Origin of the sequence: Yersinia sp. KBS0713, from assembly GCF_005937895.2 — a bacterium.
GTDB classification, from domain to species: Bacteria; Pseudomonadota; Gammaproteobacteria; order Enterobacterales; family Enterobacteriaceae; genus Yersinia; species Yersinia bercovieri.
Genome location: NZ_CP042173.1, coordinates 637,164 through 652,162, shown reverse-complemented (window position 1 = coordinate 652,162; position 14,999 = coordinate 637,164). Strand labels below are relative to the sequence as shown.

Sequence of the window (14,999 nt, the reverse complement as noted above, 5' to 3'; positions counted from 1 at the left end):
CTAATGGATGGAAGCTTTAGGCAGTCGCTAGCCCTAAAAACGTGACAATCGGGGAGAAAAAGTGATCAAAACCAATAAAGGCATGATTCCCACCTGATTCTACTGTTTGCCGACAAGGGGTGTAATAGGCCACCGCTTGACGGTAATCGAGGATTTCGTCCCCGGTTTGTTGCAATAACCAGAGTAAATCCGGCGATTCCAACTTTTCAATCTGCATGGCCTTCAGGTCATAAATATGTCGAGACTCTAACACATATTGTTGCCCGGTGTAGGGGTTCTCATTTTCACCCAGGTAATCACTGAGCAGCTCGAATGGCCGCACCGCGGGGTTAACCACCACCGCCGGAATACTAAAGCGCTGGGAAAGCCAGGTGGCAAAATAGCCGCCAAGAGAAGAGCCAACAATGCCAATAGGCTGCCCAGCTTTATCCATCACAATGCTTTCTAGCATCTCTGCGGCTTCTGCGGGATAAGGTGGCAGTTGTGGGGTTAGCATCTCAATATCAGGATGGTGTTGCTGCAACCAGTTTTTAAAGGTGGTTGCTTTCGCCGAACTGGGAGAACTATTAAATCCATGAATGTATAGAAGCGTGCTCATCAATAACCGTCCGCGTCCATGTCCGGGCAGAACTCATCACTGGCTAACCGGCGAACCTCAGTTTCAAGTACTCCATTAGGCAGTAAATCGAGGTAGCGCCATCCCGGAGCCACAGTATCAAGGGTGAAATTAGTACAGTGAGGTTTGAACTGCACACAGGTCGATGGGCTGGCTAGCAGGCGCTTACCATACCAATCGAGATCCAAATCCTGATGGATATGGCCGCACAATAAGGTGGTCACCCGCGGATAGCGGGTAAGAGTCGCCGCCAACATATGCGCATTACGCAAGCTGTGCTGATCAAGCCAGGTACAGCCCGATGGCATTGGATGATGATGCAATAAAATCAGTGTATAGCGCGCTGGATATGCCTCCAGACAGCGCTCCATCCACTCCAGTTGATAGTCGCTCAACTCACCATAAGGAACACCAAAGACCTGACTATCCAATAATAGAATTTGCCAGTTATCCCCCACCAAAACTTGCTTTGAAGGTGCTATACCCGCATCAGCCAGTGCATCAACCATCGCCGGTTGAAAATCATGATTGCCGGGTAGCCATAAGCAAGGTGCGGGCAAACGGGCGATGCCCTTCGCAAAATTTTGATAGGCAGCAACAGAGTGGTCTTGAGCCAAATCACCAGTGGCAACAATAAGATCAAATGGGTGCTGCTCAGCAATAATCGCATCCAACACAGCGCGATAACTGTGGGAAGTATTGACACCCAGTAAGGTCTCATGTTCACCAGCGAATAGGTGGGTATCTGTTATTTGTAAAATTCTGACCTTGGCCCCACTCGCCATAGGCAGTTTAAACAGGCTTTCCAAATGGTGTCCTTGTTTTTGCACCTTGACCAACCCGATTTTGATCCTCGGTAGGCAAGGCTATAAGTCTGTCTAATAAACCGGAACTGCCACCGCTCCATGCGCCAAACAGTAGCGCAACCAGTCGGCAAGAAACTGGTTAATTTGATGCTTTTCGTCCCGCTGATGCAACTTTTTATTCGGATAATCATAGCTTGCTTTGAAGCGGGAGATCTGCTGACTAGCACACACTTCCGCGACCTGTGCATCATGATAAAGCCTGACCACCATCGACGGTAGACCCCATTGACTGACGGCAGGCTCAGTTTGCACAATCTCTACCACCGAAGTGTAGCGGGTAGACTCAATTATTGTCAGCCGATAACTGACACCATTAACCTGATAAGCAACATTTTCGCCCACTTCATCGACCCGTGGTATCAAACGGCGCAATTGTGCGAAGTTAGTTTCGCATAACCGCATCATTTCAGGGAAATCAGGTGTGTAGCGTTTTATCATTATTATGCTCGCTTTCTCTTTACGGCTGCCATTCTGCTCTTAGCGATAAGTGGTGCAACGCCAGCCATTGTAATGCAATGATTGAGGCTGCGTTATCAATAGCACCCTCTTCCACCCAACGACAAGCCTGTTCACGGCTGACAACATGCACTCGGATATCTTCATTTTCGTCGGCCAAACCATGAATACCGCTCGCCGTCGTCGCATCCACTTCACCCACCATAATGGATAGGCGCTCACTGGTGCCACCCGGGCTGGCTAAATAACTGAGCACCGGCTTGCAGCGACCAATATGAATTCCCGCCTCCTCCTCCGCTTCGCGACGCGCCACTCCCTCGACGGTTTCGCCCTCTTCAATCATTCCGGCGACCATCTCTAATAACCAAGGCGATGGGCTGCTGTCAATGGCTGCAATGCGCAATTGCTCCACCAGCACCACCTCATCGCGCACCGGATCATAAGGTAATAACACGGCGGCATGACCGCGCTCAAAAATCTCGCGCTTAACTTCACCACTCATTTCACCATTAAACAGACGGTGGCGAAAACGGTATAAATTCAATGAAAAAAAACCACTGTACAGAGTTTCACGTGCAATAATTTCCACATCGCTCTTGTCGAAGGTCACCGGTGAGGGTTGTGCTGATGACATAGACTTATTTCCTTACTAAGATTAGCGGTTTAAAAAGAGACTTTGATAAAGATTATTTGACAAAGATGGCGCGATACAGATTAGTTGTCTGAACACACTTTTAGCTTTGTGATAGATTTAAGTAAATTAAGGCGAGATGGCACAATCAGCCACCTTATTCCATTGGCAGACTCTGATAGAATCGGCAACAACTCGTCTATCGACAGCTACCATAGTAATATTGCTGCACAACTGCTGCACAACAAGGACTGCAAATGAAGAAACTGCTCCCCCTTCTTATCGGGCTGAGTCTGGCTGGTTTCAGTACCATGAGCCAGGCAGAGAACTTGCTGCAAGTTTATAAGCAAGCCAGGGATAGTAACCCGGATTTACGCAAATCGGCTGCTGACCGTGATGCCGCATATGAAAAAATTAATGAAGCTCGCAGCCCGCTGTTACCACAGCTCGGTTTAGGTGCGGGTTATAGCCATACCAATGGTTTCCGCGATGCCTCTAGCAACCCGGATAGCAACGCCACTTCAGGCTCTTTGCAACTGACTCAAACCATTTTTGATATGTCTAAATGGCGTGCTCTGACCTTGCAGGAAAAAGCGGCAGGTATTCAGGATGTAACGTTCCAAACCAACGAACAAGCATTGATCCTGAACACAGCAACAGCCTATTTCAATGTGCTTAGAGCGATTGATAGCCTCTCTTATACTGAAGCACAGAAACAGTCGGTCTATCGTCAGTTAGATCAAACCACCCAGCGTTTTAATGTGGGTTTAGTCGCAATCACCGATGTGCAGAACGCCCGAGCCAGCTATGATACCGTATTAGCAGATGAAGTGACGGCGCGTAATAATCTGGATAATGCGCTGGAAAATCTGCGCCAGATTACTGGGGTTTATTACCCAGAATTAGCCTCACTGAATGTTGATCGCTTGAAGACAAAGCGCCCAGAGGCCGTTGCTAACCTGTTGAAAGATGCTGAGAAACGTAACCTTTCGTTACTTTCTGCCCGTTTGAGTCAAGATTTGGCCCGTGAGCAAATTAAATCGGCAGAAACCGGCTATATGCCAACCATCGATTTGACGGCATCATCGTCTGTAACCAATACCCGTTACAGCGGCGGCACACCAAGCACTCAGCAAGTCAATAATGATGCCGGCCAGAACCAAATTGGCGTGCAACTGAGCCTGCCACTGTATAGCGGCGGGGCCACCAATTCTGCGGTGAAACAAGCGCAGTACAATTTCGTGGGAGCCAGTGAGCAGTTAGAGAGCGCCCACCGTAGTGTGGTGCAAACTGTCCGCTCCTCATTCAACAATATCTCCGCCTCTATCAGCAGCATTAAAGCTTATGAGCAAGTGGTCATTTCTAACCAAAGCTCATTGGATGCAATGGAAGCGGGCTATCAGGTCGGTACTCGTACGATTCTGGATGTGTTGACTGCCACAACTAACTTGTATCAGTCCAAGCAACAGCTCGCTGACGCCCGTTATAACTATCTGATTAATCAGTTAAATATCCAGTCAGCACTGGGTACACTGAACATGAATGATCTGATGGAGTTGAACGGGGTACTGGATAAACCAGTTCCAACTTCAGCAACCGCTCTGGCACCAGATAATGCTAACCAGAATGCTTATGCTGATGGCACTAACACTCAGGCAGCACCGCGTGTGACACCAGTAAGCCAGCCTTCAACCACCGCACCTGCACGTAACGGCAATCCATTCCGTAACTGATTTTTACCGGTTCGGCTCTCCGGGCGCAGCATCAGGCTGCGCCCGGCTTATTTCCTGCCTCCCCTTTAATGACCAAGCATTTTTCGTCAATGAAAAAAGCGAAGCAACTCGCAACAGTTCGTATAGCTTTGTAAAGTCTGCCGCTGACCGCCCCTCACGCTTTAATTTTATACACGTTTCCCCTATCCTTAGGGTTCTTACTGGGAAAGGGCATTGAACGCCCGGAAATGAGACAAATAATGATGAAACGGACTCAAAACATCAATCAAGAGACTTTCCGTAAATCCTGGCGCAGTTATCGCCTTGCGCCAGTAGCTTTTGCTGTCAGTGCCGTATTTATGCTGGCCGGCTGCGAAAAAACTGACGAAACTGTCTCTTTGTACCAAAATGCTGATGACTGCTCTGCGGCAAACCCGTCCAAGAGCGCTGAATGTACCACTGCTTACAACACTGCCTTGCAGGAAGCGGCGAAAACAGCACCGAAGTATGCCACCCGCGAAGACTGCATAGCAGAATTTGGTGAGTCGCAGTGTACTCAGGCCCCGGCACAAGCGGGCATGGTGCCAACATCGTCATCTTCAACTGAACAAACCACCGCCGCCGCACCGCAACAGAGCGGTGGTATGTGGATGCCATTAATGGCCGGTTATATGATGGGTCGGATGATGGGCGGCGGCGCAAGCCAGCCACTATTCACCTCTAAAGCAGCAAATAGCCCCGCTAACGGCAAATTTGTTGATGCCACCGGTAAAAACTTTGGTTCCGCCACTACAGGCCGCACCATGACAGTACCGCGCACCGCAATGGCGCCGAAGCCAGCCGTGACCAATACCATCACCCGTGGCGGTTTTGGCGAGTCGGTGGCTAAGCAGTCCACTATGCAACGTAGCGCCGCAACATCATCCAAAACCAGCACGCGTAGCATGGGTGGCTAAGGTCTGATTAATGAAACGTTTAGCAATTAGCGAGCGCCCAGACTGGCGTGAAAAAGCCACCGAATTTGGTTTTCGTTTCCACACCATGTATGGCGAGCCGTACTGGTGTGAAGATGCCTATTACGAATTCACCTTAGCGCAAATTGAAGAGCTGGAAGAGACCACCGCAGAGTTACATCAAATGTGCCTGCAAGTGGTTGAAAAAGTGGTCAATAGCGATCAACTGATGGCGAAATTCCGCATTCCAAAACATTGCTGGGATTTTGTTCGTAGCTCCTGGCGAACCCATCAGCCCTCACTCTACTCTCGCCTTGATCTGGCCTATGATGGCGTCAATCCAGCAAAACTGCTGGAGAACAATGCCGATACCCCAACCTCACTGTATGAAGCCGCCTTTTTCCAATGGTTATGGTTGGAAGATCAGATCAATGCAGGCAATTTGAGCCAGGATTCTGACCAATACAACAGCATGCAAGAGAAGCTGATCGAGCGTTTTGTTGATCTGCATGATAACCATGGTTTTAGCTTGCTGCATCTGGCCTGCTGTCAGGACAGCGAAGAGGATCGTGGCACGGTGCAATATCTGCAAGATTGCGCACTGGAAGCGGGGCTGCCGACTGAATTCATGTTTATGGAAGAGATCGGCTTAGGGGAGAAAGGGCAATTTACTGATCTCGATAACCAAGTGATCAGTAATCTGTTCAAGCTCTACCCGTGGGAATTTATGTTCCGCGAAATGTTCTCTACCAAACTGGAAGATGCTGGCGTGCGCTGGTTGGAACCCGCCTGGAAGAGCATTATCTCCAATAAAGCTTTGCTGCCATTGCTGTGGGAAATGTTCCCGAATCACCCAAATCTGTTGCCTGCTTACTTTGCGGAAGATGATCATCCTGCGATGGATCACTATGTCACCAAGCCGCTATTCTCGCGGGAAGGTGCCAATATTCAGATAGTGGAAAATGGCAAAGAGGTGGCGCGGGTTGACGGGCCATACGGCGAGGAGGGCATGATTGTTCAACAATTCCATCCGTTGCCTAAATTCGGGGATAGCTACACACTGATTGGTAGCTGGCTGGTGAATGATCAACCATGCGGTATTGGTTTGCGTGAAGATCGTGAGCTGATCACTCAAGATCTATCGCGTTTCTACCCACATATTATTTTGGGTTAAACGCTCATTCATAAAGGAAGGTAATCTACCTTCCCTTCAGACTGCTGACAAACCTCGACGACTCGATCTCAAAAGGTGAGGACAGGTAGAAGAGTAAAGCCTCCGCGCCACGAATGGCACGGTTCGAGCCATCAGGAATGATTTTACGGCATCTTTACGATCTGCCCGTTCTCTCCGCTCAGACGACTTTGTCATTAACCGCAAGGGAAGGTAATATGCCTCCCCTTGTTTATATTCTAATGCTTACACTCTGGGCTAGTTAACCAGCACTGACAGCATACTCAACGACCCCATCTCAATTCCATCCGTTGGGATCGAAATTGGCGCTTTGCCATCCCAGCCCCCCAGCACATACAGCAGCGGTAGATAGTGCTCAGGTGATGGGTTAGACAACGCCGCCCCTTCATGCTGCATAAAGTTAACCAATGGGTGGTTATCGCCCTGATAATTCAGGTTATCCCGCACGAACTGATTGAAAGATTCGGCCCATGGATACGGAGTGCTATCTCCTTGCCATCTCACCATACGCAAGTTGTGTACCACATTACCGCTGGCGACAATCATCACCCCCTGCTCCCGCAGCACCGCTAATTTGCGGCCTAATTCATAGTGATACTCTGCCGGTTGGGTGCCATCAATACTCAGTTGCACCACAGGGATATCAGCCTCAGGGTACATTTTAATCAATACCCCCCAGCTGCCATGGTCCAACCCCCACTCACTGGTATCCGCCCGCACGGCGATAGGTGCCAACAACTCTTGAATTTGTGCGGCAAGCGCAGGCGAACCCGGTGCAGGATACTCAGTATCGAACAGCGCCTGCGGGAAGCCGCCAAAATCATGGATAGTGCGAGGTTTCGCCATGGCTGTCACCGCCGTCCCACGGGTATACCAGTGGGCGGAAACCGCCAAAATTGCCTTAGGGCGCGGCAATGTCTCACCTAACGCACGCCATGCTTGGGTGTGACTGTTCTCTTCCAGCACGTTCATCGGGCTACCGTGGCCGAGAAACAGTGCAGGCATACGAGGCGTGTTCATAGAAAATCCTTACTGTTAAGAAGAAGAGTGGCGCTTAAAATTATCTGCGCTTAAACCATAAGCAACACATTACGCGCTTTTTTTTCATTACACAGCCGGATAACAGTGATGAAGATATTCAATAATTTTGAAGGGGAAATCAGAGGGGGAGAAGCAGTGATGGAATTCTATGGCGATGGGAAATAACCGGGCCGCGATCTATTCAGAAAACTAGAGGCTACCCGGCGTTTAACACTCAGAATTAGCAGCTAATATTTAATAATATCAGCTCTCTGTTAGTGAGACTGGCGATACGCCACCAGATCTTCAATCGTCACAACCGGCATATTATGCAACTTAGCAAACTCAATCACTTCTGGCGCATGTGCCATGCTGCCATCGTCATTGGTCAGTTCACACAATACCGCAGCGGGTTTGTAACCTGCCAGTATTGCCAAATCGATAGAGGCTTCGGTGTGACCACGGCGGGATAAGACACCACCGGGCTGGCCGCGCAGTGGGAATACATGACCAGGGCGATTAAGGTCGCTAGGTTTTGCGTTATCAGCAATTGCCGCGCGGATAGTGGTCAAGCGATCTGCCGCAGATACGCCGGTGGTGACGCCTTCAGCGGCTTCGATAGTCACGGTAAACCCAGTTTGGAACTGGCTGGTGTTGTTGGTCACCATCATTGGTAACTCAAGCTGCTGGCGGTGATCGTCGGTGATACACAGACACACAATGCCGCTACCGTGCCGGATAGTCAGTGCCATTTGCTCAACGGTCATGGCTTGTGCCGCAAAAACAATATCGCCTTCGTTTTCACGGTTTTCGTCATCCAACACCATAACGCCACGGCCATTACGCAGAGCGTCGATAGCACGTTCTACACGCTCAACAGGCGTGCCAAAATCTGATAGAAGAGTCTGATTCATGGTAAAAAAAACCTCATTAAATTATGGATTACCAGAATCAGGGCGGTCTTGAGGAGTAACTGGCCGGTTTTTTATCTATAAATGCATTGATCTAGAGATAGAAATAGCCGAAATAACGCAGGCGAGCTATACCCGACAGCTTTCAAGTTGCATGTGTGTGTTGGCTACACCTTGAAAGCTAAACGTGCATAAACTCAGCAGATACCGTTAATCTCTCCCATCCGGACTATAACCGTCGGCCCCGGAATTACACCGGATCTGCTGACCTCTACCCTGTTTTCTTTGAGAAGAGAAACAAGGTGAGCGCTCGCGGGCTTTTGCACCATGACGTTAGCACGCCACAACACAATTTACCGCCGGTGGGGACTTACACCCCGCCCTGAGAATAAGTGTATGACTATAGCGCTATTGATTCTTCTGAGCAATTACCAAAATCTAGATGTGCGGAGGTTTATACAATTGTCATCTGGCATTACACTAGGGGGAGTCACTACACAGCTAATTAGGGAAATATCATGATTGACCCGAAAAAAATTGAACAAATCGCCCGCCAGGTGCATGAGTCTATGCCGAAAGGTATTCGCGAATTCGGGGACGACGTCGAAAAGAAAATTCGGCTAGTGCTGCAATCGCAGTTAACCCGACTGGATTTGGTTAATCGTGAAGAGTTCGATGTGCAGACTCAAGTGCTGCTGCGCACCAGAGAGAAACTGGCTTTACTGGAACAACGCATGGGTGAGCTGGAAGCTAAATTCAACAGCGCGCCAACCGCAATTGAAGATAAAAAAAGCGATAACCAGACTGGCGAGTAATGATTGATTAAATCATTATAAGTAAAACGTTATCGTTGATAATCAGGGTGCTTATGTAGCACCCTAAATTTATGATGGTATTACCGCTCTTGGCATTCGGGATATCAATATCCATAGCAGAGCAAACATCAGTAGCGCGTATAAACTCTTCCAGCCAATCATCACCAGCAAGAGACAACACAGCACACTACCAATCACCGACATCACCCGCGAGCGCCCGCTCAATAAACGAATCCCAGCCAACATGCAGAGCAAATAGATCAGCACGAAAATGCCGTTGGCATAAACAATCAGTAAATCCAATGGTAGAGAGAGCCAGTAGATCAACAGCGCAAATGCCAGACAACTGCCCACCACCGCCGTCAGCGCATAAACCGGGGTTTGCCCAGCTGAAAGCTGCGCCAGCTTACTTTGTGGCCGCACTTGAGCTTGTGACCACACCATGCGGGCAAAGCTCTGGGTGTAGATATTGACGCTGGCAAAGCAGGCCAGATAGCCAATAATGCAAGCAATCCACAGCGCATGTTCGCCGAACAGTTGCACCACAATTCTGGGTAGCGAGGCTGCCGCGACCTGCGCTTCGCCATAGGCATGGAAGTGCAGCACGGCTACCGTACATCCCCAGTAGACCGCCCCCGCGACCAGTAGGCCCACCATCAATGCTCGGGGGAAATCACGTTCGGGATGGCGAAACTCTGTCGCCAGATGCGCGAAAGCTTCCAGCCCGACAAAGCACCAAAACATCACGGCGAGCGCACTGAACATATTTGGCGGGGAAATATCTTGCGGCGATGGCCAAGGTATCTGTGATGGGCGAATATCTCCCTGCCACCAAATAGCCACCACCAGCGCGATGACCAGCAGCGCAATCAGGGTCTGCACATTGGCACTGGAACCCGCACTGCGCGTCCCTAACAGCCAAATGACCAGCAAGGTCACCAGTTGCACCATTAACAGTTCACTATCGCGCCAACCAAAGGTCGCCTGCCAAAAGCCAGCGGCAATTTGTAAGGCGGCAGGAAGACCGACGGGAATGACCGAGAGAAATAGCCAGCCGGTGACTTTACCCAACTGCGGCCCGAAAGCCAGGGTGACGAAGTGAGCAGCACCACCGGCACTGGGGAAGTGGCGGCCTAAAGCAGCAAAAGCGATCGCGATCGGAAAAACCAGCACAATCAAAATTGGCCAGGCCCACAAGCTATCATCACCCGCCAGCATGGCCGCCAGTGCTGGCACGGCAAAAACGCCGGTGCCCAGCAGTGAAGTGGACAACAACCCGACTCCCTGTGCGAGACTTAACTCCTGTTTTAGTCCACTCACCACTCACATCCTATGCAGCTAATATTGTCAGCACCCTTTTGGCGCTAACCTAACCACGACCGTTTTTGATGGATTGAATAATATTGGTGGTAGAGACACCATCCTCAAAATTCAGCACCTTAACTTCACCACCGGCGGCCCAAACCTCGGCACTGCCCGCGATCTCATCTGGCTTATAATCACCGCCCTTCACCAGTAGGTCCGGCAAAATATCAGCGATTAAGCGCTGCGGGGTGTCCTCTTCAAACGGCACCACCCAATCCACGGCTTCCAGCGCACCTAATACGATCATCCGCTGATCCAGTGGGTTAACCGGGCGTTTTTCGCCTTTCAAGCGCTTGGTCGAGGCATCACTGTTCATCGCGACAATCAGGCGATCCCCCAGCTTGCGGGCATTAGCCAGATACGAGACATGGCCGGCGTGGAGGATGTCAAAAATGCCGTTGGTCATCACCACTTTCTCGCCACGCTGGCGAGCCTGCGCCACGGCTTTTTTCAGTTGTTGCTCATCCATCACCCCAAAACCGGTTTCGGCCCGGCCACGGATGGCATTCTCCAGCTCAATCGGCGAAACCGTTGAGGTTCCCAACTTACCAACCACCACGCCAGCTGCGGCATTCGCGAGGAAGCATGACTCTTCGAGGCTGTTTCCAGCCGCCAGTGCCGCCGCCAACACGCCAATCACGGTATCACCGGCACCGGTCACATCGAAGACTTCCTGCGCCTGTGTTGGCAAATGTAACGGCGGTTTACCTGGTTGCAGCAAGGTCATCCCTTGCTCCGAGCGCGTCACCAGCAGAGCGGAAAGTTCAAAATCGGCCACCAGCTTCATGCCTCGACTGACCAACTCCTCCTCGTTTTTGCAGTGACCCACTACCGCTTCAAATTCAGATAAATTAGGTGTCAGCAGGGTTGCGCCGCGATAACGCTCAAAATCGCTGCCTTTAGGATCGATCAGTACCGGAACTTTCGCTTTACGAGCCAATTGAATCATCGGCTGTACACTGTTCAATGCGCCTTTGGCGTAATCGGACAGCACCAGCGCGCCAATCTGTGGCAGCGCCTGTTGAATGCGCTCAAAGATAGGCTGAGGATCAACGCCATCAAAACCCTCTTCAAAATCCAGGCGGATCAGCTGCTGGTTGCGGGAAAGCACCCGTAATTTGGTGATGGTCGGGTGCGTGGGAACCGAGACAAAATCACAGCGCACCTGAACTTCATTTAGCTTGCTGGTCAGGGCGCGCGCGGCATCGTCGATACCGGTCAAGCCCACTAAGCGGGAGATGGCACCAAGGGAGGCGATGTTCATCGCGACGTTCGCCGCACCACCGGGGCGCTCCTCAATAGTATCAACTTTGACCACGGGAACTGGCGCTTCCGGTGAGATCCGGCTGGTTGGCCCATACCAGTAGCGGTCTAACATCACATCACCAACTACTAATACTCCGGCGCGACGAAAATCAGGCAGCGTGACTTTCATACGTTTGCCCCCCACTGTGAGCTGTTATTAACCCCGAAAACACGCATCCTTCGCTCCAATATTGTGTTCATTATATGGCGCCAGATAATATCACAGACACCTTGCTTACCATTAATAACCGCAACCTATGCATCAGTTGGCGTTGATATCAGCCATTTATGCCAACTAGCGACCACCTGTGCTCTCTCGACGATAAAGCTATCGGCGGCCACCTTGCTGGATTGCTCCTGCAACGCCAGATGGTGGATCTCATCGCGCATGGTGACATAAGCACGGGTCAGTGCGGCAGCCTCATCCAGCGGCATAATATCGTTATTCGCCATCAGCTCAAAAATGCGCACATTATCTGACCAACGAGTCAAGCGCGGCTCACTGGCGGCATAACGCAGCACCAGATATTGCGCGATAAACTCAATATCAGTGATCCCACCTTCGTCCGTTTTGATATCAAAGATATCGCGCTGTTTGCTGCCCAAATGATTGCGCATTTTCTCGCGCATTTCGCGCACTTCCTGCTGCAATTGCGGGGCATCACGGTGGCGGCATAAAATTTGCTGGCGAATGGCGTCAAACTGCTGATGCAGCGCCGGATCGCCATAGACAATACGGGCGCGAACCAGCGCCTGATGCTCCCAAGTCCAGGCCTCATTTTGCTGATAATCAGCGAAAGCCTCGACGGTGCTGACCAACATGCCAGCTTCACCGGATGGCCGCAGCCGGGCATCGACCTCATACAAAATACCTGACGAGGTGCGGGTGCTGAATAGGTGCATGACTCGCTGGGCCAAACGTAGATAGAACTGGCGGCCATCAATGCTGCGCTCGCCGTCGGTCATTACCTCTAGCGGGCAGTCGAGCAAGAATACTAAATCGAGATCTGAGCTGTAACCCAGCTCCCATCCCCCCAGCTTGCCATAGCCAATCACCGCGAAACCACGGCCTTCGCGCTGCTGCAAATGGCTCGGCTGACCATAGCGAGCCACCATCTGGTTCCAGGCTTGCTGGATAACCGCATCAATAATGGCCTCTGCCAGATAGGTTAAGTGATCGCTCACTTTCATAACTGGCAGCGCCTCAGTGATATCACCGGCGGCAATGCGTAATTGCTGCGCCTGCTTAAACTGGCGCAACGCCTCCAACTGCTGCTCTTCGTCATCTTCCGGCACTCGCAGCAAATATTGGCGCAACTCATCGCGGTAAGCACCGGGTTCCAGCGGCTGATAGAAGGATTGTGGATCGAGTAATTCATCCAGCAGCAATGGGTAGCGAGCTAACTGGCTAGCCACCATCGGCGAGGCCGAACAGAGACGGATAACGTGTTTTAGCGCCGCATGGTACTCCACCAGCAATTCCAGATAAGTGGTGCGGGTAACGATGCTCAGCAGCAGTTGAATCAGCCGGCTAAGCGCAACATTAGCATCAGGACGCGGACAGACCTCAGCGAACAGCCGCGGCATCAGTTGATCCAGCACCTCACGGCCACGGGGGCCAATGGTGCGTTTATCCATATCGTGGCGGAACTCATTGATAGTGTTCAGTAATTGGCGGCGCGCGGCCTGGTCTAAATGCGGTGTCAGTGGAGCTAAATCACACTCTTCCAGCGCATCCTGCCATAAACTTTTGTACAGCCCATGGCTGGGATCTTCGCCAATATCGGGGGTATCGTCGCCAATCAGGTCATCAAACACCCCACGCACCGCTTGCATATGCTGTTCCAGCGCCGCACTCATGGCGGCCCAATCCCCATACCCCATGCCCCAAGCCAATCGGGCCTGATTGAGCGCATCACCGGGTAAGGTCTGAGTTTGCTCATCAGCAATGGCTTGCAGCAGATTTTCCAGGCGGCGCAAAAACAGATAGCTGCCAATGAGATCCGCCACTTGCGGCTCCGGTAATAAGCCCAACTCCGCCACCGCCTGCAAGGTGGGCAGCAAAGCCCGCTCTTGTAGGCGCGGTTCGCGGCCACCACGAATCAGCTGAAACACCTGCGTAATAAACTCAATCTCACGAATACCGCCCGCGCCCAGCTTGATATTGTCTTTCAGGCCACGTCGGCGCACTTCACGGGCGATCATCCCCTTCATGTTGCGCAGTGATTGAATCACGCTGAAATCAATATAGCGGCGGAAGACGAAAGGCCGCAGGGTCTGGCGCAGCTCCTTACTGTAGTGGTCTTCAGCGCCGCCCATCAGACGCGCTTTAACCATCGCATAGCGCTCCCAGTCACGGCCCTGTTCCTGGTAATAATCTTCCAGCGCCGCAAAGCTCAACACCAGGGGGCCGCTATCGCCAAACGGGCGCAGACGCATATCCACCCGATAGACAAAGCCGTCAATGGTTTGCTGATCGAGCGCCTTGATCAGCCGTTGGCCCAGGCGGGTAAAGAACTGGGCATTGTCCAACTGCCGCCGCCCCCCCTGCGTTTGACCACTCTCTGGATAAGCAAAAATAAGATCGATATCAGAGGAGAAATTCAGCTCACCGCCGCCTAACTTGCCCATGCCCAAAATCAGCAGCGGCTGCGCTACACCTTCGCCATTGCAGGGTGTGCCGAACTCACGACAACATACCTGATAGAGCCAGTCGCGGGCCGCGATAATCAGGGTTTCAGCCAACCAACTGAGTTGCTGCAAGGTGTCAGTCGTGGCACTGCTTTGCAGTGCCTGTGACCAGGCGATACGTACCATAATCCGGCGGCGAAACAGCCGCAAAGCGGCTAACAGCGCAGCTTCATCCTGCACCTCGGCCAGCGCCTGGCTGAGCCACTGCGGATAAAGTTGCCACTCCTGCGGTTGCGGCGGCTGTTGATGCAACTCCGCCAGCCATTCAGGGTGAATCAGGAGCATGTCACTGACAAAATCACTCAACACCAATACGGCGATCTCTTCATCACCTAAGCTCAGCGGCGTCGGTAACTCATGAAAGCGCTGCTGTACATTCTGCGCCTGAATCTGTAATTCCGGGGGGAGTGGCAACATAGCGAATTCCTTGGATACCCATCGAACTTGAAGTCGCAGCGGCGTTTAC

General features: G+C 51.5%; 13 protein-coding genes and 1 riboswitch. Of the genes, 4 read left to right on the top strand and 9 right to left on the bottom strand.

Annotated features, from left to right (window positions below; all coding sequences use genetic code 11):
* Positions 1-16: 16 nt before the first annotated feature.
* The 4 genes from yqiA to nudF all read right to left on the bottom strand — a co-directional run bounded on the left by yqiA (position 17) and on the right by nudF (position 2,572).
* Positions 17-598, bottom strand: coding sequence for an esterase YqiA (gene yqiA / locus FFE93_RS03085; RefSeq protein ID WP_032896516.1), 582 nt, complete (start codon positions 596-598; stop codon positions 17-19).
* Positions 598-1,425: a 3',5'-cyclic-AMP phosphodiesterase gene (cpdA, locus tag FFE93_RS03080; RefSeq protein ID WP_032896513.1), complete on the bottom strand. Its 828-nt coding sequence runs from the start codon at positions 1,423-1,425 to the stop codon at positions 598-600. Before cpdA ends, yqiA begins: the two co-directional genes overlap by 1 nt.
* 69 nt (positions 1,426-1,494) lie before the next feature.
* Positions 1,495-1,920, bottom strand: a complete 426-nt coding sequence (locus tag FFE93_RS03075) for a DUF1249 family protein (RefSeq protein ID WP_005271089.1) — start codon at positions 1,918-1,920, stop codon at positions 1,495-1,497.
* A 19-nt stretch (positions 1,921-1,939) separates the two neighbouring features.
* Positions 1,940-2,572 (bottom strand): ADP-ribose diphosphatase, encoded by a 633-nt coding sequence (gene nudF, locus FFE93_RS03070; protein ID WP_005271087.1) that lies wholly within the window; start codon positions 2,570-2,572, stop codon positions 1,940-1,942.
* Positions 2,573-2,826: 254 nt separating this feature from the next.
* Between nudF and tolC the strand changes: the two genes are divergently transcribed.
* The 3 genes from tolC (at position 2,827) to FFE93_RS03055 (ending at position 6,408) form a co-directional block, all read left to right on the top strand.
* Complete coding sequence (gene tolC / locus FFE93_RS03065; protein WP_138774755.1) at positions 2,827-4,302, top strand: outer membrane channel protein TolC; 1,476 nt, start codon at positions 2,827-2,829, stop codon at positions 4,300-4,302.
* A 242-nt stretch (positions 4,303-4,544) separates the two neighbouring features.
* Positions 4,545-5,237 carry a DUF1190 family protein gene (locus tag FFE93_RS03060; protein ID WP_032896565.1) on the top strand — a complete coding sequence of 231 codons (693 nt, stop codon included), beginning with the start codon at positions 4,545-4,547 and terminating at the stop codon, positions 5,235-5,237.
* Positions 5,238-5,247: 10 nt separating this feature from the next.
* Entirely contained in the window at positions 5,248-6,408 is a 1,161-nt protein-coding gene (locus FFE93_RS03055) for a glutathionylspermidine synthase family protein (RefSeq protein WP_005271079.1), read from the top strand.
* A gap of 255 nt (positions 6,409-6,663) precedes the next feature.
* On the opposite strand, the gene ygiD is transcribed toward FFE93_RS03055, so the two are convergent.
* Both ygiD and ribB read right to left on the bottom strand, forming a co-directional pair.
* Positions 6,664-7,446, bottom strand: a complete 783-nt coding sequence (gene ygiD, locus FFE93_RS03050; RefSeq protein ID WP_032896510.1) for a 4,5-DOPA dioxygenase extradiol — start codon at positions 7,444-7,446, stop codon at positions 6,664-6,666.
* 275 nt (positions 7,447-7,721) lie between these two features.
* Positions 7,722-8,360, bottom strand: coding sequence for a 3,4-dihydroxy-2-butanone-4-phosphate synthase (ribB, locus tag FFE93_RS03045; RefSeq protein WP_005271075.1), 639 nt, complete (start codon positions 8,358-8,360; stop codon positions 7,722-7,724).
* Between the two features lie 205 nt (positions 8,361-8,565).
* Positions 8,566-8,751, bottom strand: a riboswitch (FMN riboswitch).
* A 124-nt stretch (positions 8,752-8,875) separates the two neighbouring features.
* Here ribB and ubiK point away from each other — a divergent pair.
* Entirely contained in the window at positions 8,876-9,172 is a 297-nt protein-coding gene (ubiK, locus tag FFE93_RS03040; protein WP_005271074.1) for a ubiquinone biosynthesis accessory factor UbiK, read from the top strand.
* A 69-nt stretch (positions 9,173-9,241) separates the two neighbouring features.
* On the opposite strand, the gene yjeH is transcribed toward ubiK, so the two are convergent.
* From yjeH to glnE, 3 genes are all read right to left on the bottom strand, one after another.
* Complete coding sequence (gene yjeH, locus FFE93_RS03035; RefSeq protein WP_032896508.1) at positions 9,242-10,492, bottom strand: L-methionine/branched-chain amino acid transporter; 1,251 nt, start codon at positions 10,490-10,492, stop codon at positions 9,242-9,244.
* Between the two features lie 49 nt (positions 10,493-10,541).
* On the bottom strand, positions 10,542-11,972 hold the full coding sequence (gene hldE, locus FFE93_RS03030; protein WP_138774754.1) for a bifunctional D-glycero-beta-D-manno-heptose-7-phosphate kinase/D-glycero-beta-D-manno-heptose 1-phosphate adenylyltransferase HldE: 1,431 nt from the start codon (positions 11,970-11,972) through the stop codon (positions 10,542-10,544).
* Positions 11,973-12,097: 125 nt separating this feature from the next.
* Complete coding sequence (gene glnE, locus FFE93_RS03025) at positions 12,098-14,950, bottom strand: bifunctional [glutamate--ammonia ligase]-adenylyl-L-tyrosine phosphorylase/[glutamate--ammonia-ligase] adenylyltransferase (protein ID WP_138774753.1); 2,853 nt, start codon at positions 14,948-14,950, stop codon at positions 12,098-12,100.
* Between the last annotated feature and the right edge of the window lie 49 nt (positions 14,951-14,999).

Excerpts from the sequence above, each read along its gene's own strand:
- ubiK (WP_005271074.1), top strand. The coding sequence starts at position 8,876 with ATGATTGACCCGAAAAAAATTGAACAAATCGCCCGCCAGGTGCATGAG.
- hldE (WP_138774754.1), bottom strand. The coding sequence starts at position 11,972 with ATGAAAGTCACGCTGCCTGATTTTCGTCGCGCCGGAGTATTAGTAGTT.
- FFE93_RS03055 (WP_005271079.1), top strand. The coding sequence starts at position 5,248 with ATGAAACGTTTAGCAATTAGCGAGCGCCCAGACTGGCGTGAAAAAGCC.
- FFE93_RS03075 (WP_005271089.1), bottom strand. The coding sequence starts at position 1,920 with ATGATAAAACGCTACACACCTGATTTCCCTGAAATGATGCGGTTATGC.
- ribB (WP_005271075.1), bottom strand. The coding sequence starts at position 8,360 with ATGAATCAGACTCTTCTATCAGATTTTGGCACGCCTGTTGAGCGTGTA.
- yqiA (WP_032896516.1), bottom strand. The coding sequence starts at position 598 with ATGAGCACGCTTCTATACATTCATGGATTTAATAGTTCTCCCAGTTCG.
- glnE (WP_138774753.1), bottom strand. The coding sequence starts at position 14,950 with ATGTTGCCACTCCCCCCGGAATTACAGATTCAGGCGCAGAATGTACAG.
- tolC (WP_138774755.1), top strand. The coding sequence starts at position 2,827 with ATGAAGAAACTGCTCCCCCTTCTTATCGGGCTGAGTCTGGCTGGTTTC.
- ygiD (WP_032896510.1), bottom strand. The coding sequence starts at position 7,446 with ATGAACACGCCTCGTATGCCTGCACTGTTTCTCGGCCACGGTAGCCCG.
- FFE93_RS03060 (WP_032896565.1), top strand. The coding sequence starts at position 4,545 with ATGAAACGGACTCAAAACATCAATCAAGAGACTTTCCGTAAATCCTGG.
- nudF (WP_005271087.1), bottom strand. The coding sequence starts at position 2,572 with ATGTCATCAGCACAACCCTCACCGGTGACCTTCGACAAGAGCGATGTG.